At 65.0% G+C, this 17,509-nt stretch carries 17 protein-coding genes; 8 read left to right on the top strand and 9 right to left on the bottom strand.

The window, feature by feature from the left end; genetic code table 11:
- The first annotated feature begins 3 nt into the window (after positions 1 to 3).
- Genes rdgB through FG486_RS15910 form a run of 3 tightly spaced genes read left to right on the top strand, consistent with a single transcriptional unit; the run spans position 4 to position 2,752 of the window.
- Positions 4 to 636, top strand: a complete 633-nt coding sequence (gene rdgB / locus FG486_RS15920) for an RdgB/HAM1 family non-canonical purine NTP pyrophosphatase (RefSeq protein ID WP_181268249.1) — start codon at positions 4 to 6, stop codon at positions 634 to 636.
- Positions 629 to 1,828: a radical SAM family heme chaperone HemW gene (gene hemW, locus FG486_RS15915; protein ID WP_422125063.1), complete on the top strand. Its 1,200-nt coding sequence runs from the start codon at positions 629 to 631 to the stop codon at positions 1,826 to 1,828. Before rdgB ends, hemW begins: the two co-directional genes overlap by 8 nt.
- A gap of 12 nt (positions 1,829 to 1,840) precedes the next feature.
- Positions 1,841 to 2,752, top strand: coding sequence for a tyrosine recombinase XerC (locus FG486_RS15910; protein WP_181268247.1), 912 nt, complete (start codon positions 1,841 to 1,843; stop codon positions 2,750 to 2,752).
- Positions 2,753 to 2,758: 6 nt separating this feature from the next.
- On the opposite strand, the gene FG486_RS15905 is transcribed toward FG486_RS15910, so the two are convergent.
- Genes FG486_RS15905 through rsmI form a run of 4 tightly spaced genes read right to left on the bottom strand, consistent with a single transcriptional unit; the run spans position 2,759 to position 5,573 of the window.
- A complete protein-coding gene (locus tag FG486_RS15905; protein WP_181268246.1) occupies positions 2,759 to 3,376 on the bottom strand; it encodes a DedA family protein in 618 nt (205 codons plus the stop codon).
- Positions 3,373 to 4,323 carry a glutathione synthase gene (gshB, locus tag FG486_RS15900; protein ID WP_181268245.1) on the bottom strand — a complete coding sequence of 317 codons (951 nt, stop codon included), beginning with the start codon at positions 4,321 to 4,323 and terminating at the stop codon, positions 3,373 to 3,375. The genes FG486_RS15905 and gshB overlap by 4 nt, the downstream gene beginning before the upstream one ends.
- A 43-nt stretch (positions 4,324 to 4,366) precedes the next feature.
- Positions 4,367 to 4,729 (bottom strand): YraN family protein, encoded by a 363-nt coding sequence (locus FG486_RS15895; RefSeq protein ID WP_181268244.1) that lies wholly within the window; start codon positions 4,727 to 4,729, stop codon positions 4,367 to 4,369.
- Positions 4,722 to 5,573, bottom strand: a complete 852-nt coding sequence (gene rsmI / locus FG486_RS15890) for a 16S rRNA (cytidine(1402)-2'-O)-methyltransferase (RefSeq protein WP_181268243.1) — start codon at positions 5,571 to 5,573, stop codon at positions 4,722 to 4,724. The genes FG486_RS15895 and rsmI overlap by 8 nt, the downstream gene beginning before the upstream one ends.
- Positions 5,574 to 5,600: 27 nt before the next feature.
- Between rsmI and FG486_RS15885 the strand changes: the two genes are divergently transcribed.
- Positions 5,601 to 6,791: a penicillin-binding protein activator gene (locus FG486_RS15885; RefSeq protein ID WP_338401632.1), complete on the top strand. Its 1,191-nt coding sequence runs from the start codon at positions 5,601 to 5,603 to the stop codon at positions 6,789 to 6,791.
- A 69-nt stretch (positions 6,792 to 6,860) separates the two neighbouring features.
- Here FG486_RS15885 and FG486_RS15880 read toward each other — a convergent pair whose 3' ends face one another.
- The 4 genes from FG486_RS15880 to ahcY form a co-directional block, all read right to left on the bottom strand.
- Complete coding sequence (locus tag FG486_RS15880) at positions 6,861 to 7,373, bottom strand: hypothetical protein (protein ID WP_181268242.1); 513 nt, start codon at positions 7,371 to 7,373, stop codon at positions 6,861 to 6,863.
- Positions 7,374 to 7,379: 6 nt separating this feature from the next.
- Entirely contained in the window at positions 7,380 to 7,691 is a 312-nt protein-coding gene (locus FG486_RS15875; RefSeq protein WP_206678406.1) for a ribbon-helix-helix domain-containing protein, read from the bottom strand.
- Between the two features lie 82 nt (positions 7,692 to 7,773).
- Positions 7,774 to 8,427, bottom strand: coding sequence for a fructose-6-phosphate aldolase (gene fsa, locus FG486_RS15870; protein ID WP_181268241.1), 654 nt, complete (start codon positions 8,425 to 8,427; stop codon positions 7,774 to 7,776).
- Between the two features lie 172 nt (positions 8,428 to 8,599).
- Positions 8,600 to 10,018 carry an adenosylhomocysteinase gene (gene ahcY / locus FG486_RS15865; protein WP_181268240.1) on the bottom strand — a complete coding sequence of 473 codons (1,419 nt, stop codon included), beginning with the start codon at positions 10,016 to 10,018 and terminating at the stop codon, positions 8,600 to 8,602.
- Between the two features lie 223 nt (positions 10,019 to 10,241).
- Between ahcY and FG486_RS15860 the strand changes: the two genes are divergently transcribed.
- Positions 10,242 to 10,718 carry a peroxiredoxin gene (locus tag FG486_RS15860; protein ID WP_181268239.1) on the top strand — a complete coding sequence of 159 codons (477 nt, stop codon included), beginning with the start codon at positions 10,242 to 10,244 and terminating at the stop codon, positions 10,716 to 10,718.
- A 48-nt stretch (positions 10,719 to 10,766) separates the two neighbouring features.
- Here FG486_RS15860 and folE read toward each other — a convergent pair whose 3' ends face one another.
- Positions 10,767 to 11,381, bottom strand: coding sequence for a GTP cyclohydrolase I FolE (gene folE / locus FG486_RS15855; protein WP_066283181.1), 615 nt, complete (start codon positions 11,379 to 11,381; stop codon positions 10,767 to 10,769).
- 371 nt (positions 11,382 to 11,752) lie between these two features.
- On the opposite strand from folE, the gene FG486_RS15850 reads away from it, so the two are divergent.
- The 3 genes from FG486_RS15850 to FG486_RS15840 are packed head-to-tail and all read left to right on the top strand — an operon-like array spanning position 11,753 to position 17,505.
- On the top strand, positions 11,753 to 12,838 hold the full coding sequence (locus tag FG486_RS15850) for an efflux RND transporter periplasmic adaptor subunit (RefSeq protein ID WP_338401631.1): 1,086 nt from the start codon (positions 11,753 to 11,755) through the stop codon (positions 12,836 to 12,838).
- 3 nt (positions 12,839 to 12,841) lie between these two features.
- The gene (locus tag FG486_RS15845) at positions 12,842 to 16,045 is read left to right on the top strand and encodes an efflux RND transporter permease subunit (protein ID WP_181268238.1); all 3,204 of its coding nucleotides are present in this window, start codon (positions 12,842 to 12,844) and stop codon (positions 16,043 to 16,045) included.
- On the top strand, positions 16,042 to 17,505 hold the full coding sequence (locus tag FG486_RS15840; RefSeq protein ID WP_181268237.1) for an efflux transporter outer membrane subunit: 1,464 nt from the start codon (positions 16,042 to 16,044) through the stop codon (positions 17,503 to 17,505). The genes FG486_RS15845 and FG486_RS15840 overlap by 4 nt, the downstream gene beginning before the upstream one ends.
- Positions 17,506 to 17,509: the final 4 nt, after the last annotated feature.

Genomic DNA, 17,509 nt, shown 5'->3' with positions numbered 1-17,509 from the left:
GTCATGGCGGCACGCAGGCTCGAACCTGGCAGGCTGGTGATCGCCAGCCATAATCAGGGCAAGGTGCGCGAGATCCGCGCGCTGCTCGAACCGTTCGGCATCGAGCCGGTCTCGGCGGGCGATCTCGGCCTGCCCGAGCCCGAGGAAACAGGCACGACCTTCGCCGAGAACGCGCTGCTGAAAGCGCATGCTTCGGCCAAGGGGGCCAATTGCGTCGCGCTCGCCGATGACAGCGGGCTGTGCGTCGCGGCTCTAGGCGGCGCGCCGGGCGTCTACACCGCCGACTGGGCCGAGCGGCAATGGTTCGAGGGTGCGCCGGGGCGCGACTGGTACATGGCGATGGGCAAGGTCGAGGGACGCCTGTGCGAACTCGGCCCCCATGTCGATCGCAGCGCCTATTTCACCTGCACGCTGGCGCTCGCCTGGCCCGATGGACATTCGGAGCTATTCGAAGGTCAGGTCCACGGAGCGCTGACCTGGCCGCCGCGCGGCACGCTCGGCTTCGGTTACGATCCGGTCTTCGTCGCGAGCGGGTTCGATCAGACTTTCGCCGAGCTGGACCCTGCGCACAAGCACAGCATCAGTCACCGCGCCGATGCCTTTGCCAAGCTGGTCAAGGCCTGTCTTGATCACTGAACCCCTGACTGCGTCTCCGGTGGCGGATGACCGGGCGGAGCCGCTGGCGCTCTATATCCACTGGCCGTTCTGCGTCTCCAAATGCCCCTATTGCGATTTCAACAGCCATGTCCGCGAGAGCGTTGACATCGCTGAATGGCAGGCGGCCCTGCTCGCCGATCTCGCGCATGAAGCCGCGATCCTGCCGGGCCGTGCGCTTGGATCGATCTTTTTCGGCGGTGGCACGCCGTCGCTGATGCCGCCCGGCTTGGTCGAGGCGCTGATCGAGGCAGCCACCGGCCATTGGCCCGCCAGCGACAACATCGAGATCACGCTCGAGGCCAATCCTTCCTCGGTCGAGGCTGCGCGCTTCGCCGATCTCGCGCGCGCGGGGGTCAACCGCGTGTCACTGGGGTTGCAGGCGCTCGACGATGCGACGCTCGGCTTTCTGGGGCGAGCGCATGGTGTGGACGAGGGGGTGCGCGCGCTCGCTACCGCGCAGCAGCATTTCAGCCGCGTCTCGTTCGACCTGATCTATGCCCGGCCCGGCCAGACGCTCGGCCAATGGGAGGCCGAGCTCTCCCGGGCACTCAGCTTCGGCACCGGCCACCTTTCACTCTACCAGCTGACCATCGAGCCCGGCACGCGGTTCGAGACGCTGGTGCGGCGCGGCGAGCTGGTCCCCGCCGATGACGACCATTGCGCCGACCTGTTCGACCTGACCCGCAGCTTGACCAGCGCACACGGCCTTCCTGCCTATGAGATCAGTAACCATGCCCGGCCCGGCGAGCAGAGCCGCCACAATCTCACCTATTGGCGCTATGGCGACTATGCCGGGATCGGTCCCGGCGCGCATGGACGGCGCGGGAGCCTTGCAACCGAGCGGCACCGCAAGCCCGAAAACTATCTCGCCGCCGTCGCGCGCAACGGTCATGGCCTCTCGGTCGAACGCCCTCTGGACGCGGAAACCCGCGCGATGGAGGCGCTGCTGATGGGCCTGCGCCTGGCTGAGGGCGTCGATCTGGCCCGGATCGCCGCGCTGTCAGGCGTGGCTGAGGCTGCACTAATCGACCGGGCGGCTGCCGAAAAGCTGTCGGCACTGGGCCTCGCGCACATGACCGCTTCGCATCTGACCGTGACCGAGCGAGGCATGCCGCTGCTCGATGCCCTGCTCGCCGAACTGGTCGCGATTGAGCCGCCGCAAGCGCTCTGATAGCCTGACCGCATGACCGCGAACCCGCCCCCGCATCTGCTCGAACGCTGGCGGTCGCACCTTGCCGATAACCGCCGCCGCTCGCTGCACACCGTGCGCGCCTATGTCGCCACTGCCGAGCGGCTGGTCGATTTTCTGGGCGACCATTGGGGCGAGGCTGCGACCGACCGGCGCCTGGCCAGCGCGACCCCGGCAGACCTGCGCGCGTTCCTGGCGTCAAGACGCGGCGATGGTCTCACCAACCGCAGTACCGCGCGCGAACTGTCGGCGATCCGCGCCTTCCTGGCTTTTGCGGCGTACGAAGCGGGCAGCGAGAGCGCGCCACCGCGCCTCAAGGGGCCGAGGCTCAAGCGCTCGCTCCCCCGCCCGATCGCGCCCGATGACATCATGGCCCTGGGCGATACCATGGCCGCGCGCGATGCTCCTGCCTGGGTGCAGGCGCGCGACTGGGCAGTGCTGCTGCTGCTTTATGGCGCAGGACTGCGAATCAGCGAAGCGACGGGACTGAAGGCCGAGATCCTGCCGGTCGGCGAGACGCTGCGCATCATCGGCAAGGGCAACAAGCCACGCGTCGTACCGGTGCTGCCGCAACTGCGCGAGGCGATCGCGCATTATGCTGCCCTCGCCCCCTTTGCGCTCGAACGTGACCAGCCGCTGTTCCGGGGCACGCGCGGCGGGCCGCTCTCGCCAGCGCTCGTCCGCCGGGCGATGATGAACGCGCGCCGCCTGCTCGGCCTGCCCGAGGATGCGACACCGCACGCGCTGCGCCACAGTTTTGCGACGCATCTGCTCGCGGGCGGCGTTGACCTGCGCTCGCTGCAGGAACTGCTCGGCCATGCGAGCCTGTCATCGACCCAGATCTACACCCAGGTCGATGCCGCGCACCTGCTCGACGTGTACGAGAACGCGCATCCGCGCGCCTGATCGCGCTCAGTCCTGCTGGACGGGATCGGGATGCGGCCGCCAGAAGATCACGCGGATCACATAGACCAGAATGATGATGCCGATGACCGCGGTCGAGGCGGGGCCGGTATATTTGTCGATCTCCTCGAACCGCGCGCCCAGCTGATAGCCGATTCCGGCGAACACCACGTTCCACACACCGGCCCCGGCAAAGGTCCAGACCAGAAACTTGGTGCGGCTCATCTCGAATATCCCGGCGGGCAGCGAGATCAGCGTGCGCACCGTCGGGATCATGCGCGCGAAGAACATGGTGGCGCCGCCATAGCGGTGGAACAGCAGGGTGAAGCGATCGATCTCGTACCGGTCGAGCGTGAACCAGCGGCCCCAGCGCGCAACGAAATGATCCAGCCGCTTGAGCCCGAACGCGCGCCCGATAGCGTACCAGAAATAATTGCCCGCGACCGATCCGATGGTGCCGGCAAGGATCACTGCCCAAAGGTTCATGTTGCCCTTGCCTGCCTCGATCCCGGCCAGGCCCATGATCACCTCGGAAGGGATCGGCGGGAACACGTTTTCCAGCGCCATCAGGAACGCGACACCCCAATATCCGCCGCGCGCGACAAGATCGATGACGAAATCGCTCATGCCTTGTTCTCCAGCAGCGCCTCGATCGCGTCCCAGATCATGCCCGCAACATCGCTGTTGTTGAACGCGCTGATCGCGACGATGCCGGTCGGCGAGGTGACGTTGATCTCGGTCAGCCAGTGACCGCCGATCACATCGATACCCACGAACAGCAGCCCGCGTTCCTTGAGCTCTGGCCCCATGGCGTCGCAGATTTCCTGCTCGCGCTCGGTCAGCTCCGCCGCCTCGGCATAGCCGCCAACGGCCAGGTTGGAGCGGAATTCGCCCTCGCCCGGCTTGCGGTTGATCGCGCCCGCGACCTTGCCATCGACCAGCACGATGCGCTTGTCGCCTTGCGCGACCTCGGGAAGGAAAGGCTGGACCATGAACGGCTCGCGCCAGATCTGCCCAAACAGCTCGACCAGAGCGGAAAGGTTCGCTCCATCCTCGCCGATCAGGAACACCGCCTTGCCGCCATTGCCGTGCAGCGGCTTGACCACGATCGCGCCGTGCCTCGCCTGGAAGCGCTTCACCTCGTCGAGCGATCGGGTGATCAGCGTCGGCGGCATGAAGCGCTCGAAATCAAGCACATAGACCTTTTCGGGCGCATTGCGCACCGATGCGGGATCGTTCACCACAAGCGTGCGGCCCTTGAGCCGCTCGAGAATGTGGGTCGCAGTGATATAGCCGACATCAAAGGGCGGGTCCTGCCGCATGAGCACGACATCGACATCCTCGCCGAGATCGAGCCGCACCGGATCGCCAAAGCTGTAGTGATCGCCCGGCACGTTGCGCACCGTGACCGGGTGGGCGTGGCACGTGACCTGGCCCGCCTCGTAGCTCAGCGTCGCGACGTCATAATGATAGAGCGTATAGCCGCGCGCCTGTGCCGCCAGCATCAGCGCGAAGCTGCTGTCGCCCTTGATGTTGATGCCCGGCATCGGGTCCATCTGCACCGCGATTTTCATGGGGAAAAGCCTTTGTGTTGATCGATAACAGCGGCAGCGGCGGTCAGTCGCCCTGCCAGACGTGCGTCAGATGGCGCGGCCAGCGCCCCGGCGCAAGCAGGATCACGTCGATGCGTGCATCCTGGCCGTCGCGCACGAAGCGCGGCATCAGCGCCTCGGCGGCGGCAGCGACGCGGCGCAGGCGGTGATGATCGATCGCCTCGTCGAGCTCGCGCAGGCTGTGACGGTGCTTGACCTCGACAAAGGCGACGATGCGCCCGCGCTGCGCCACCAGATCGACCTCGCCAAAGGGGGTGCGCACGCGATGGGCAAGGATGCGCCAGCCCTTGAGCCGCAGCCACCAGGCCGCGAGCGTCTCGGCGCGCCGTCCTGCCGCCTCGGCCTGCTTGCGCCGCGCTTCAGCCATCGCGCTCGGCCATTATGCGCGCATACAGTGCCTTGCGATCGAGACCGAAGCGTTTTGCGACCTCGCCCGCGGCCTTGCCCGGCGGCATGGCGGCAAGCGCCAGTTTCAACGCGGCTTCGACCTCATCCTCGTCCGCCTCGACTCCATCCTCAAGCGGCGGGCCGACGACAATCACGATCTCGCCCCTGGGTGCCGCCTCGGCATAGCTCTCGGCCAGCTCGGCAAGCGTACCGGTGCGGGTCTCCTCGAATTTCTTGCTGATCTCGCGCACCACCGCCGCCTCACGGTTGCCGAGCCCGGCGTGCAGGGCCGCCAGGCATGCCGCAAGCCGCTTGGCGCTTTCGTAGAAGACCAGGGTCGCCGGGATCGCCGCCAGCGCGGCAATCTCGCGGTCGCGCGCCCCGGCCTTGTTGGGTAGGAAGCCATGAAAGTAAAATCTGTCGGTGGGCAGTCCCGCCAGGGTCAGCGCGACGATCACCGCAGACGGTCCCGGCACCGAATGGATCGCCACCCCCGCCGCACGCGCCTCGCGCACCAGCTTGTAGCCGGGATCGGAGATCAATGGCGTGCCCGCATCGCTGACCAGCGCGACAGGCCCTTGTAATGCCGCGGAAATCAGCCGCTCGCGATCAGACGCACGGGCATGGTCGTCATAACGTATGAGAGGGCGCTTGAAGCCGAGATGATGGAGCAGGCCGCCCGTGACCCGGCTGTCCTCGCACGCGATCAGATCGGCCTGTTCCAGCACCCTCCGGGCGCGTTCCGAAAGATCACCAAGGTTGCCGATTGGGGTCGCAACGATATACAGGCCGGGTTCGGGATCATGAATCACGCGGATGTTCATGGACCGGCAGGGCGGGAGCGACAAGCAGTGAAACAGTTTTATCGCAAATGGCAGGCCATCCTCATGCTGGTGCTGGGGTCGATGGCCTTGGCTGCGTGCCAGACCATGGTGCCCAAGACCGCCCCGCCGCCGACGCCCAGCCAGCAGCCGGACAAGCCGGTGACCAAGCCCGATGACGGCAAGATAACCGGCGTGCTGCCCACCGACGAAACGCGCCATCGCATCGCCCTTCTCCTGCCGCTTTCGGGCAAGGACGCCGCGGTCGGCAAGTCGATCGCCAATGCCACCACGCTCGCGCTGATGGACACCAAGGCCAGCAATATCCGCATCACCAGCTATGATACCGCGCTCGGCGCGCAGGCTGCCGCGCAGCGCGCGATCGCCGATGGCAACCGCCTGATCCTCGGCCCGCTGCTGGGCGACGACGTGGTCGCCATCGCCGCGGCCGCCAATGCCGCGCGCGTGCCGATCATCAGCTATTCGAACGATGTCGGCATCGCCGGCAACAACGTCTTCGTCATGGGATATGTGCCCGCCCAGTCGATCGACCGCGTCGTGCGCCATGCCCGCTCGCAGGGCATCACCCGCTTTGCCGCGCTCGTCCCCGCCGGCACCTATGGCCAGCGCGCCTCCTCGGCGATGCTCGCCTCGGTCAAGGCTGCGGGCGGCACCGTCGTGTCGATGCAGAGCTATGGCGCAGGCAATGCCGCGATTACCGCTGCGCTCAAGAAGATGCAGGGCGACACCGCCTATGAGGCGATCCTGATCGCCGATAGCGGCGCGGCCGCGATCCGCATCGTGCCGCTGATCCGCGCCAATGGCGGGACCGATGCGCGCATCCTGGGCACCGAATTGTGGAACACCGAACGCGCCCTGCCCTCGTCGGCCGCGATGCGCGGCGCGTGGTTCGCTAGCGTCTCGGACGGCCTGTACCGCCAATATGCCGCAAAATACCGCGCGCAATTCGGCACCGATCCCTTCCGCCTCTCGACGCTCGGCTATGACAGCGTGCTGCTCACCACCCGCATCGCCCGCGACTGGAAGCCCGGCACTCCCTTCCCGATGGACCGCCTGCGCGATCCCGGCGGCTTTATCGGCCTGGACGGCGCGTTCCGCTTCGGGCGCAACGGCGTGGCGGAGCGGCTGCTGGAAGTACAGCAGGTCGGCGCCGGCGTGCTGACGATCGCGTCCCCTGCGCCGAAGACGTTTGCGGATTGAGGCTTTCAATCTCTCGGTGCACACTGGCTCCTGGGTATTTTAACCAACCCGCGCGGTTTTTGGGTTATGCTAGGCCCTCAAAACGCCATTTGACCGCTCGGACAGATAACCTTCAATCTTCGGAATCCAAAATGCCTGTCCGGCTGACCTTTCAGATTCCTCTATGAATACCCCAGGAAGCTCACCTTTGTAATATGCGCACAAGTCCTCAAGACTGCGAATGGAGCTGAACAATTCCGTACCCTGGCTGATCAGGTTTTCGCGGAGGCTCGCTAAGCGGTCGCCATTTTCGCGCCCAATCACAAAATCCGCGGGCGCCTTATCCCCTGGAACTGGGTGGGTTGAATACAGACGTCGATCTAATATGGGAAAGTTGTCTTTCGTAGGCTTTCCAAACGAAGAAATGCCGGAATGGTATATTTTGAACTCGACGTAAAAATGACAGGAAGAGCGCGATCTATAAAGCTGCACACCAATCTGAAATTCACTGGTCTTTTTTCTGAAAATTTTTGACTGCAATGGAGCATCAATTTTTGCTGCCAGCTCAGACAGCCAATGCACAATTGGATCATCGGATTGCATAGCGATTTAGCGCAGCAGCAGATTTAGCTGCTTGGACAACGCGACATGCAATCGACGACCGCTCTTCTTTGACCAAAAACGCGCGCGGACATCGTGCAATTGGTCCTCGACCAACTGTTCGGTTTGGTCCGGGCCCCGATCAGCGTTGCGGGCGTGGATGTCGGTGATCATCTCGCGCGGAACCTGGCGATTGACGGCATCTTCGACAAAGCGCGAAAGGTCGCCGCGTTTCGCGCCCTTTCCGGCCAGCCAGGAACGAAGGGCGCTATCGGTCTCGCGTGAGACCGACAGGGTCCAGCGTGCGTGTTCGGCAGGCAAGGTGTTAGTGCGCTTGGGCATGCGGCTTTGCATACACCAAACGCGCGAGCGCAACAATGATACCGGGCCGAAGCGGGGGCGATTACCCGATCGACTGACCCGTCTTAGCCCAGTCGGCCATGAAGCCTTCGATGCCCTTGTCGGTCAGCACGTGCTTGAACAGGCCGCGGATCACGCTGGGTGGCATAGTGGCGACGTCCGCGCCGATGCGAGCGGATTCGAGCACGTGGATCGGGTGGCGGATCGAGGCGACGAGGATTTCGGTGTCGAAGGCATAGTTGTCGTAGATCAGGCGGATGTCTTCGATCAGCGACATGCCGTCGAAGCCGTTATCGTCATGACGGCCGACGAAGGGCGAGATGAAGGTCGCACCCGCCTTGGCCGCAAGCAGCGCCTGGTTGGCGGAGAAGCACAGGGTCACGTTGACCATCGTGCCGTCGTCGGTCAGCTTCTTGCAGGTCTTGAGGCCGTCGAGCGTCAGCGGCACCTTGATCGCGACATTGTCGGCGATCTTGCGCAGGATCTCGGCCTCTTTCATCATCGTCTCATGGTCGAGCGCGACGACCTCGGCCGAGACCGGACCTTCCACCAGCGCGCAGATTTCCTTCGTCACTTCCAGAAAGTCGCGGCCAGACTTGGCGATCAGCGACGGGTTGGTGGTGACGCCATCGAGCAGGCCGGTCGCGGCCAGATCGGCGATTTCGGCGGTGTCTGCGGTGTCGACGAAGAATTTCATGGGCTGGCTCCTCAGCAAGGGGGCGATTCTCGCTGGCCTATAGCGCGCGGGGGCGTGTGCGTTAACGGAAATCGGCCCGAGGGCGATCGTCGCCCATGCAAAAGGCCCGCCCCGCATGGTGCGGAGCGGGCCCTTATCTGTCCTGGTTCCGGCAGAACCGGAACGCAGCGGATCAGTAGCGATATTCGTCCTTCTTGAACGGACCGGTGACCGGCACGTCGATATAGGCGGCCTGTTCCTTGGTCAGTTCGGTCAGCTTCACGCCCAGCTTGGCGAGGTGCAGACGGGCGACCTTCTCGTCCAGATGCTTGGGCAGAACGTACACGTCGTTCTGGTACTTGTTTGCACCGCTGAACAGTTCGATCTGGGCGAGCACCTGGTTGGTGAAGCTGGCCGACATCACGAAGCTGGGATGGCCGGTGGCGTTGCCGAGGTTCAGCAGGCGGCCCTTGGACAGCATGATGATGCGCTTGCCATCGGGGAATTCGACCATGTCGACCTGCGGCTTGATCTCGGTCCACTTCATGTTCTCGAGCGCATTGACCTGGATCTCGTTATCGAAATGGCCAATGTTGCCGACAATCGCCATATCCTTCATCGCGCGCATGTGATCGAGCGTGATGACGTCCTTGTTGCCGGTGGTGGTGACGAAGATGTCGGCGGTCGACACGACGTCTTCCAGCGTCTGCACGGCAAAGCCGTCCATCGCCGCCTGCAGGGCGCAGATCGGGTCGATTTCGGTGACGATCACGCGCGCGCCGGCGCCCTGCAGCGAGGCTGCCGAACCCTTGCCGACGTCGCCATAGCCGCACACCACGGCGACCTTGCCGGCCATCATCACGTCGGTGCCGCGACGGATGCCGTCAACCAGCGATTCCTTGCAGCCGTACTTGTTGTCGAACTTCGACTTGGTGACGCTGTCGTTGACGTTGATCGCTGGGAACGGCAGCTTGCCCTTCTTGGCGAGGTCATACAGGCGGTGCACGCCGGTGGTGGTCTCTTCCGACACGCCCTTGATGTTCTGGACGGTCTTGGTGAGGTAGCCCGGGGTCTGGGCCAGGCGGCGCTTCAGGACCTTGACGAAGCACTCTTCTTCCTCGTTGGTCGGGGTGAACAGCTCTTCACCCGCTTCGACGCGCGCGCCCCACAGCGCATACATCGTGGCGTCGCCGCCATCGTCGAGGATCATGTTGCAGGTGGTGCCTTCCTCGGCGCCCCAGTCGAAGATGCGGTCAACATATTCCCAATATTCTTCCAGCGTCTCGCCCTTGATGGCGAACACGGGAATGCCCTGCGCGGCGATCGCGGCGGCGGCATGGTCCTGGGTCGAATAGATGTTGCAGGTGGCCCAGCGCACTTCGGCACCCAGCGCGACCAGCGTCTCGATCAGCACGGCGGTCTGGATGGTCATGTGCAGCGAGCCGGTGATCTTGGCGCCCTTGAGCGGCTGAGCGGCGCGATATTCTTCGCGGATCGCCATCAGGCCGGGCATTTCGGTTTCGGCGATCGCGATTTCCTTGCGGCCGAAATCGGCGAGCGAAAGGTCGGCAACGACATAATCGTTGCGGTCGAGGGTCGGGGCACTGGCCACGCTATATCTCCTGAATGTCTGTCCGAATGGCCAAGGGGGCGATCGGAAACTCCGGCTCCCATAGCCAGACTCGGCCTGACAGGCAAATATAAAGATTCCTTTATATGCCTGGAACAAGACCAACAATCGGGAATTGGGGCAGGCTCGGCGATGGGCTCTTGCAATGCGCTGGCGACGGGACAACATGCAGCCCGGTTCCAATATCCAGCAGGAGACGAATGCCATGATCAACGTCGGCGACACCATCCCCAACACCAAGCTCGTCCGCGCGACCGCCGATGGGCCGCAGCAGGTCGAGGCGAAGGATTTCTTTGCGGGCAAGACCGTCGCGCTGTTCTCGGTCCCCGGTGCGTTCACGCCGACCTGTTCGGCCCGTCACCTTCCCGGCTTTGTCGAAAAGGCCGATGCGCTCAAGGCCAAGGGCGTCGACGAGATCGCCTGCACCGCCGTCAACGATGCGTTCGTGATGGGTGCCTGGGGCAAGTCCGCCAATGCCGACTCGATCGCGATGCTTGCGGACGGCAATGGCGATTTCGTCGAGGCTCTGGGCCTCACCATGGACGGCACCGGTTTCGGCATGGGCAAGCGCGGCCAGCGGTTCGCCATGGTCGTCAAGGACGGTGTGGTGGACAAGCTGTTCGTCGAAGAGCCGGGCGACTTCAAGGTCAGCAGCGCGGACTACATGCTCGAGCAGCTTTGAACTTCGCTCAACGCCCTCTCCCCTCGCGGGGAGAGAGCTGTTCGGGCCTCAATAGCCCATCAGACCCATCACTTCCTTGCGCGAGCGATGGTCATCCAGGAAGCAGCCAAGAAGGCGACTGGTGATCATGCCGACGCCGGGCGTGCGCACGCCGCGCGCGGTCATGCAGCTGTGGCTCGCCTCGATTACCACCGCCACGCCATGCGGCTGCAAATGCTCCCAGATGCAGGCGGCGACCTCAGCTGTCAGACGCTCCTGTACCTGCAGACGCCGTGCATAGCCGTGCAGCACGCGCGCCAGCTTGGAAATGCCGACCACGCGATCCCTGGGCATATAGGCGATCGACGCCTTGCCGATGATCGGCGCCATATGGTGTTCGCAATGCGACTGGAACGGAATGTCCTTGAGCAGCACCAGCTCGTCATAACCGCCGACTTCCTCGAACGTGCGGCTGAGATGCACGCTGGGATCGTCGCCATAGCCCGAGCAATATTCCTTCCAGGCGCGCGCGACGCGCAGCGGTGTATCACGCAAGCCCTCGCGCTCGGGATCGTCGCCGGTCCAGCGCAGCAAAGTTACGATCGCCTGCTGCACGTCCTGGGGAACGGGGATCTTGCCCTTTTCCGACAGATCGACGTCATCGTCGGCATCATGGTACAGCATCAGGAAATCCCCCTTCATCTTGAACTTCCGGGTCAGATAGGGAGCGCGCCATCGCACTACAACCTTGCATGGCCAAATGCGGAGGCTTGCGCGCAGCATCCTGAACGTGATCGCGGAACATTCTCCGCATTTGCGGGTTGCGCCAGATGAGTTGCAAAAAACAAACATATATTAGTTGTTAATTGCAACTTTTTTCTCTGGACCTTCCGCTACGTTTCCGCCACGATGTTGCGGTGCAATATCAAAATCCGGAGTCACTGATGCGCGTCCCCCCCAGATGCGCGCTCTTCGTTGCAGCCCTCGCGCTGCTCGTCAGCGCTTGTTCGTCCGAGCCGCCCCCGCCGCCTCCCCCGCCCGCAGCGACCGTCGCCGTGCCCCTGCAGCGCGAGGTGGTCGATTGGGACGAATATATCGGTCGCTTCACCGCAGACGAGGACGTTCAGCTGGTCGCCCGCGTTTCCGGGCCGATCTCGCGCGTCGCATTTCGCGATGGTGGCGATGTCGGCAAGGGACAGTTGCTGTTCGTGATCGATCAGCGGCCATTCCGCGCTGCGCTGGCCGAAGCCGAGGCGAGCGTCGCCAGCGCGCGTGCCGCTCTCGCCAATGCCCGGGCGCAGGCCACGCGGGGTCGCGAGCTTGTCGGCTTCGATGCCATCAGCAGGGAAGAAGCCGATACGCTCGCCGCCAATCTGCGCAGCGCGCAGGCATCATTGGCCGCTGCACAGGCGCGGCGGCAGCAGGCCCAGCTCGATCTTTCCTTTACCGAAGTGCGCGCTCCCATCTCGGGCCGCACCTCGAACCGGATGGTCGATGTCGGCGATTTCGTCACCGCCGGGCAGACCGAGCTGACCCGCATCGTCCGCATCAACCCGATCCGTTTCAGCTTCGATGGCGCCGAGGCCTTCTATCTCAAATATATCCGCCAGGATGCGGGCGGGGAGCGGCGCAGTTCGCGCTATGCGCCCAATCCGGTCGAGATCCAGCTCGCCGACGAGCCGACGTTCCGCTGGCGCGGCCGCATGGCTTTCCTCAACAACGGCATCAGCCCCGATACCGGCACGATCACCGCCTATGCGATGGTCGACAATCCCAACGGTTTCCTCGTCCCCGGCATGTTCGGGCGCGCGCGGCTGCTGGGGTCGGGCACGTACAAGGCGATGCTCGTGCCCGACGAGGCGATCATCACCGATCAGACACGCAAGCTGGTCTTCGTTCTGGGCAAGGACAACAAGGTTGCGCCTCGTCCGGTCCAGACCGGACCGATGGTGGAAGGGCTGCGCGTGATCCGCGAAGGGATCGCGCCGACCGAGCGGATCGTCATCGACGGCCTCACCCGAATGCAGCCAGGCATGGTGGTGACCCCGCGCAAGGGCCAGATCAAGGCCCGCGCCAAGGATGACGCACCGATCGCGCAGCCCATTTCCACCCCCGCCCCCGCCCAGGCAACGGCGAGCTAAGCCATGCGCATCGCCCATTTCTGCATCGACCGCCCGATCTTCGCGGCGGTCCTGTCGATCCTGATCGTCATCTTCGGCGTGGTCGCCTATCCGACGCTGCCGGTATCGCAATATCCCGAGATCGCGCCGCCCACGGTGGTGGTGAGCGCGAGCTTCCCCGGCGCCAGCGCCGAAACCATTGCCGACGTCGTCGCCGCGCCGCTGGAGGAGTCGATCAACGGCGTCGAGGACATGCTGTACATGTCCTCGTCATCGACCGGTGATGGCAACCTGGCGATCACCGTCACCTTCGCCCAGGGTACCGATGTCGACCAGGCGCAGGTGCTGGTGCAGAACCGCGTCAGCAGCGCCGAACCGCGCCTGCCGCAGGAGGTGCGCCAGATCGGCGTGACGGTGCGCAAGAACTCGCCCGATCTGCTGATGGTCGCGAATTTCTTCTCGCCCGATGGCTCGCTGACCCAGCCCTATATCAGCAACTATGCGACGCTGCAGATCATCGACCGCATCTCGCGCATCGAGGGGGTCGGCTCGGCCAGGCTGTTCGGCGGGCGCGATTACAACATGCGCGTGTGGATCGACCCCGAACTGGCGGCCAGCCGCAACCTCACCGTGGACGAGATCGTCGGCAAGATCCGCGCGCAGAACGCGCAGGTATCGGCAGGCTCGATCGGCCAGCCACCGTTCAACAGCGGTGGCACCGCGTTCCAGCTGGGCGTGCAGACCCAGGGACGGCTGAGCACGCCCGAGGAGTTCGGCCAGATCGTCATCAAGCGCGACGGCCTGGCGCTCACGCGGCTTGCCGATGTGGCCCGCATTGAACTGGGCGCGCAGGATTACAGCGTCAACGCCTTTGCCAGCGGCAAGCCAACGGTGGCGCTCGCCATCTCGCAGTTGCCCGGGTCGAACGCGCTGACGGTCGCCAAGGCGGTCGAGGACGAGCTCAAGCGCGCCGAAGGCAATTTCCCGCCGGGCATGGCGTACAGCATCCCGTATAACCCGACCAGCTATGTCGAAGCGTCGATTGCGGCAGTGCAGGACACGTTGGTCGAGGCGATCATCCTCGTTGCCATCGTCGTGCTGTTGTTCCTGCAGAGCTGGCGCGCGGCGATCATCCCGATCATCGCCATCCCGATTGCGCTCGCGGGCGCGATTGCGGTGCTGGCGGCTTTGGGCTTCTCGCTCAACAGTCTCTCGCTGTTCGGCATGGTGCTGGCTATCGGCATCGTCGTCGACGACGCAATCGTGGTGGTCGAAAATGTCGAGCGCCTGATGGAGGAAGAGGGGCTGAGCCCGCTCGAAGCGGCGCACAAGACGATGGACGAGGTATCGGGCGCGCTGATCGCGATCGCGCTGGTGCTGTGTGGCGTGTTCATCCCGACCGCGTTCATCCCCGGCATTTCGGGCGCCTTCTACCAGCAGTTCGCTGTCACCATTGCGGGTGCGACGGCTTTCTCGGCATTCGTGTCGCTGACGCTGTCGCCGGCGCTCGCCGCGCTGCTGCTGCGTCCGCGCAGCCATGAGGACAAGGACATTCCGGCGGGCTGGCGTGGATGGGGCGCGCGCTTTGCACGCGGCTTCAACCGTGGTTTCGCCAAGCTTTCGGAGCGCTATGGCCGCCTCACCGCGCGCACGATCCGCAGCCTGATGTTCATGGGAATTGCCTATCTTGCGCTGATCGCGGTGGCGGGATGGCGCTTTGCCGCCACCCCTGCGGGCTTCATTCCGGCGCAGGATCAGGGCTATCTGATCGGCGTGGTGCAGATGCCGCCTGGCGCCTCGCTCCAGCGCACCACCGCGACGCTCGAGGAAGCGCAGGCGCTCGCGCTCAAGAACCCCAATGTCGTCAGCACCATCGCCTTTGCTGGCTTTGACGGCGCGACCTTCACCAATGCTCCCAATGCCGGCGCGATCTTCATCACGCTGAAGCCGGCGGGCACGCGCATCGGCGCGACCGAGGTCGCAGGCGAGCTGTTCGGTGCGATGGCACAGATCACCGCAGGCAACATCCTGGTGATCGCCCCGCCCCCGGTCTCCGGCCTGGGTACCGGCGGCGGCTTCAAGATGATCATTGAGGATCGCGGCAATGCCGGCTTGCAGGCCCTGGAAGGGGCGGCCTTCGCCATGATGGGCGGGGCCAACCAGACCGAGGGCATTGCCGGCGCGTTCACCACCTTCAACACCCGCACGCCGCGGCTGTTCGCGGACATCGACCGCGCGCGCGCCGAGCAGCTGGGCGTTCCGGTGGAGAATATCTTCTCGACGCTCGGCACCTATCTGGGCTCGAGCTATATCAACGACTTCAATTTCCTCGGCCGCACCTTCCGGGTGACCGCCCAGGCCGATGCCCCGTATCGCGACGATGTCTCGGATATCGGACGGCTGCGTACGCGCTCGTCCACGGGGCAGATGGTCCCGCTCGATGCGGTGATGAGCCTGCGCAACGATTCGGGGGCCTATCGCGTGGTGCGCTACAATCTGTACCGTGCGGCAGAGCTGCAGGGCGACACCCTGCCCGGCTATTCGAGCGGCCAATCGCTCGATGCGATGGAGAAGCTGGCGCAGCGCGTGCTACCCCAGGGCTTCGATTATGAATGGACCGAAATCGCGTATCAGCAGCGCGCAGCCGGAAGCACCGGTACCCTGGTGTTCGCGCTGGGCGTGATCTTCGTCTTCCTGCTGCTCGCCGCGCAATATGAGAGCCTGGTGCTGCCGCTGGCGGTGATCCTGATCGTGCCGATGTGCCTGCTGGCCGCCATTCTGGGCGTGAACCTGATGGGGCGCGACAACAACATCCTGACGCAGATCGGACTGGTCGTGCTGATCGGTCTCGCGGCCAAGAATGCGATCCTGATCGTCGAGTTCGCCAAGCATAACGAGGATCACGGCCAGTCGGTGCTCGAGGCGGCGCGCCATGCCGCTGCCCAGCGCCTCCGCCCGATCCTGATGACGTCGCTCGCCTTCATCCTGGGCGTGCTGCCGCTGGTGATCTCGTCGGGTCCGGGCGCGGAAATGCGCCAGGCGCTGGGGATCGCGGTGTTCTTCGGCATGATCGGCGTGACCATTTTCGGCCTGCTGTTCACCCCCGCCTTCTATGTGATGGTGCGGACGCTCGAGGAGCGGATCAAGGCGTGGTCGCGCCGCCGCCGCAAGGATGATCCGCCCCCGCCCGCCCCAAGCCAGCCCGTTCTGGAGGGCAACCAGCCATGACCCTGAAATTCCGTCTGCTCGCCGCCGCAGCCCTCAGCGCCACGCTCGCTGCGTGCACCGTCGGCCCCGATTTCGAGCGACCGACCACGCCGGCCAGCGCTGCGCAGGGCTTTGCCGAAGGCACCGATCCGCGCTTTGCCGCCACGCCGCTGCCCGATGGCTGGTGGAGGCTCTATCAGGACCCGGCACTCGATGCGCTGGTCAGGAAGGCGCTCGAGCGCAATACCGATGTGCGCGAGGCCAGCGCCAATCTGCGCCGTGCCCGCGCGCTGATCCGCGAGGCCCGCGGACGGCTGTTCCCCAGCCTGAGCACGAGCGCGTCGGCCAATACCAACCAGGTCGGCACCGGGCAGAATGCCGGAGTGGGCTTTGCCCCGCCCGAGCCGCTGACCTTCGATTTCTATCAGCTCGGCAGCGATGCCTCCTATGAGATCGACCTGTTCGGCGGAGTCCGGCGCTCGGTCGAGGCGACGCGCGGCGATGCGCTGGCCGCAGCAGCCGATCTCGATGCCGCGCGGGTCAGCGTGGCAGCCGAGGTCGCGCGCAACTATGCCCTGGCCTGCTCGAGTCGCTTGCAGGCCGACATCGCCCGAGAATCGCTCGCCACGCAGCAGCGGACGCTCGACCTCAACCAGCGGCTTTTCGCCGCAGGCCGCGGACAGCGGCGCGATGTTGCCAATGCCGAACTGCTCGTCGCCCAGGCCCAGGCCCAGGTGCCGCAGTTCGAGGCGGAACAGCGAGCGGCGCTTTATGCGCTTGCCACGCTGACTGGCGATACGCCGGCCAGTATAGACGCAGCCGCAGCGGCCTGTACCACGCCGCCACGGCTCGACAACGCAATCCCGATCGGCGACGGCGCAGCGCTGCTCGCACGGCGTCCCGACGTCCGCGCGGCCGAAGCCAGGCTGGCGGCAGATACGGCGAGGGTCGGCGTGGCGACCGCCGCGCTCTATCCCTCGATCCGGCTGGCCGGCTCGCTGACCATTGGCGGAACCAGCCCGAGCGCGCTCGGAGAATCGAACAATATCGGCTTCAGCCTGGGCCCGTTGATCTCATGGTCGCTGCCGATCGACGGCGCGGCACGCGCACGGGTCAATGCGGCCTCGGCTCAGGCCGATGCCCGATTGGCGGCCTTTGATGGTGCGGTGCTCACCGCGCTGCAGGAGACCGAACAGGCGCTCGCGCGGCTCAAGGCCGCCATCGAGCAGGAAGCCAGCCTGCGCGATGCGGCCAAGGCTGCCGAGGAGGTCGCACGGATCACGCGAATTCGCTTCAGGGCGGGTCGCGACAATGCGCTGCAACTGCTGGAGGTAGAACGCAATCTGCTTGCGGCGCGCGCTTCCAGCGGATCGGCCGCGGCGGCCCGGGCAGAAGCGGAGGTCTCGCTGTTCCGAGCCCTGGGTGGCGGCTGGGAAAATGCGCCGGCGGTGCAGGAAGTCAGCGCTACGAAACGGGATTGATGCC

This window comes from Blastomonas ursincola (assembly GCF_013607875.1).
Lineage (GTDB): Bacteria > Pseudomonadota > Alphaproteobacteria > Sphingomonadales > Sphingomonadaceae > Blastomonas > Blastomonas ursincola.
This window is presented reverse-complemented; position numbering and strand designations above follow the sequence as displayed.

Excerpts from the sequence above, each read along its gene's own strand:
- folE (WP_066283181.1), bottom strand. The coding sequence starts at position 11,381 with ATGCTGTACCATGATGCCGACGATGACGTCGATCTGTCGGAAAAGGGC.
- rsmI (WP_181268243.1), bottom strand. The coding sequence starts at position 5,573 with ATGAACATCCGCGTGATTCATGATCCCGAACCCGGCCTGTATATCGTT.
- FG486_RS15860 (WP_181268239.1), top strand. The coding sequence starts at position 10,242 with ATGATCAACGTCGGCGACACCATCCCCAACACCAAGCTCGTCCGCGCG.
- FG486_RS15895 (WP_181268244.1), bottom strand. The coding sequence starts at position 4,729 with ATGGCTGAAGCGCGGCGCAAGCAGGCCGAGGCGGCAGGACGGCGCGCC.
- gshB (WP_181268245.1), bottom strand. The coding sequence starts at position 4,323 with ATGAAAATCGCGGTGCAGATGGACCCGATGCCGGGCATCAACATCAAG.
- fsa (WP_181268241.1), bottom strand. The coding sequence starts at position 8,427 with ATGAAATTCTTCGTCGACACCGCAGACACCGCCGAAATCGCCGATCTG.
- FG486_RS15905 (WP_181268246.1), bottom strand. The coding sequence starts at position 3,376 with ATGAGCGATTTCGTCATCGATCTTGTCGCGCGCGGCGGATATTGGGGT.
- rdgB (WP_181268249.1), top strand. The coding sequence starts at position 4 with ATGGCGGCACGCAGGCTCGAACCTGGCAGGCTGGTGATCGCCAGCCAT.
- FG486_RS15910 (WP_181268247.1), top strand. The coding sequence starts at position 1,841 with ATGACCGCGAACCCGCCCCCGCATCTGCTCGAACGCTGGCGGTCGCAC.
- FG486_RS15840 (WP_181268237.1), top strand. The coding sequence starts at position 16,042 with ATGACCCTGAAATTCCGTCTGCTCGCCGCCGCAGCCCTCAGCGCCACG.
- FG486_RS15845 (WP_181268238.1), top strand. The coding sequence starts at position 12,842 with ATGCGCATCGCCCATTTCTGCATCGACCGCCCGATCTTCGCGGCGGTC.
- FG486_RS15880 (WP_181268242.1), bottom strand. The coding sequence starts at position 7,373 with ATGCAATCCGATGATCCAATTGTGCATTGGCTGTCTGAGCTGGCAGCA.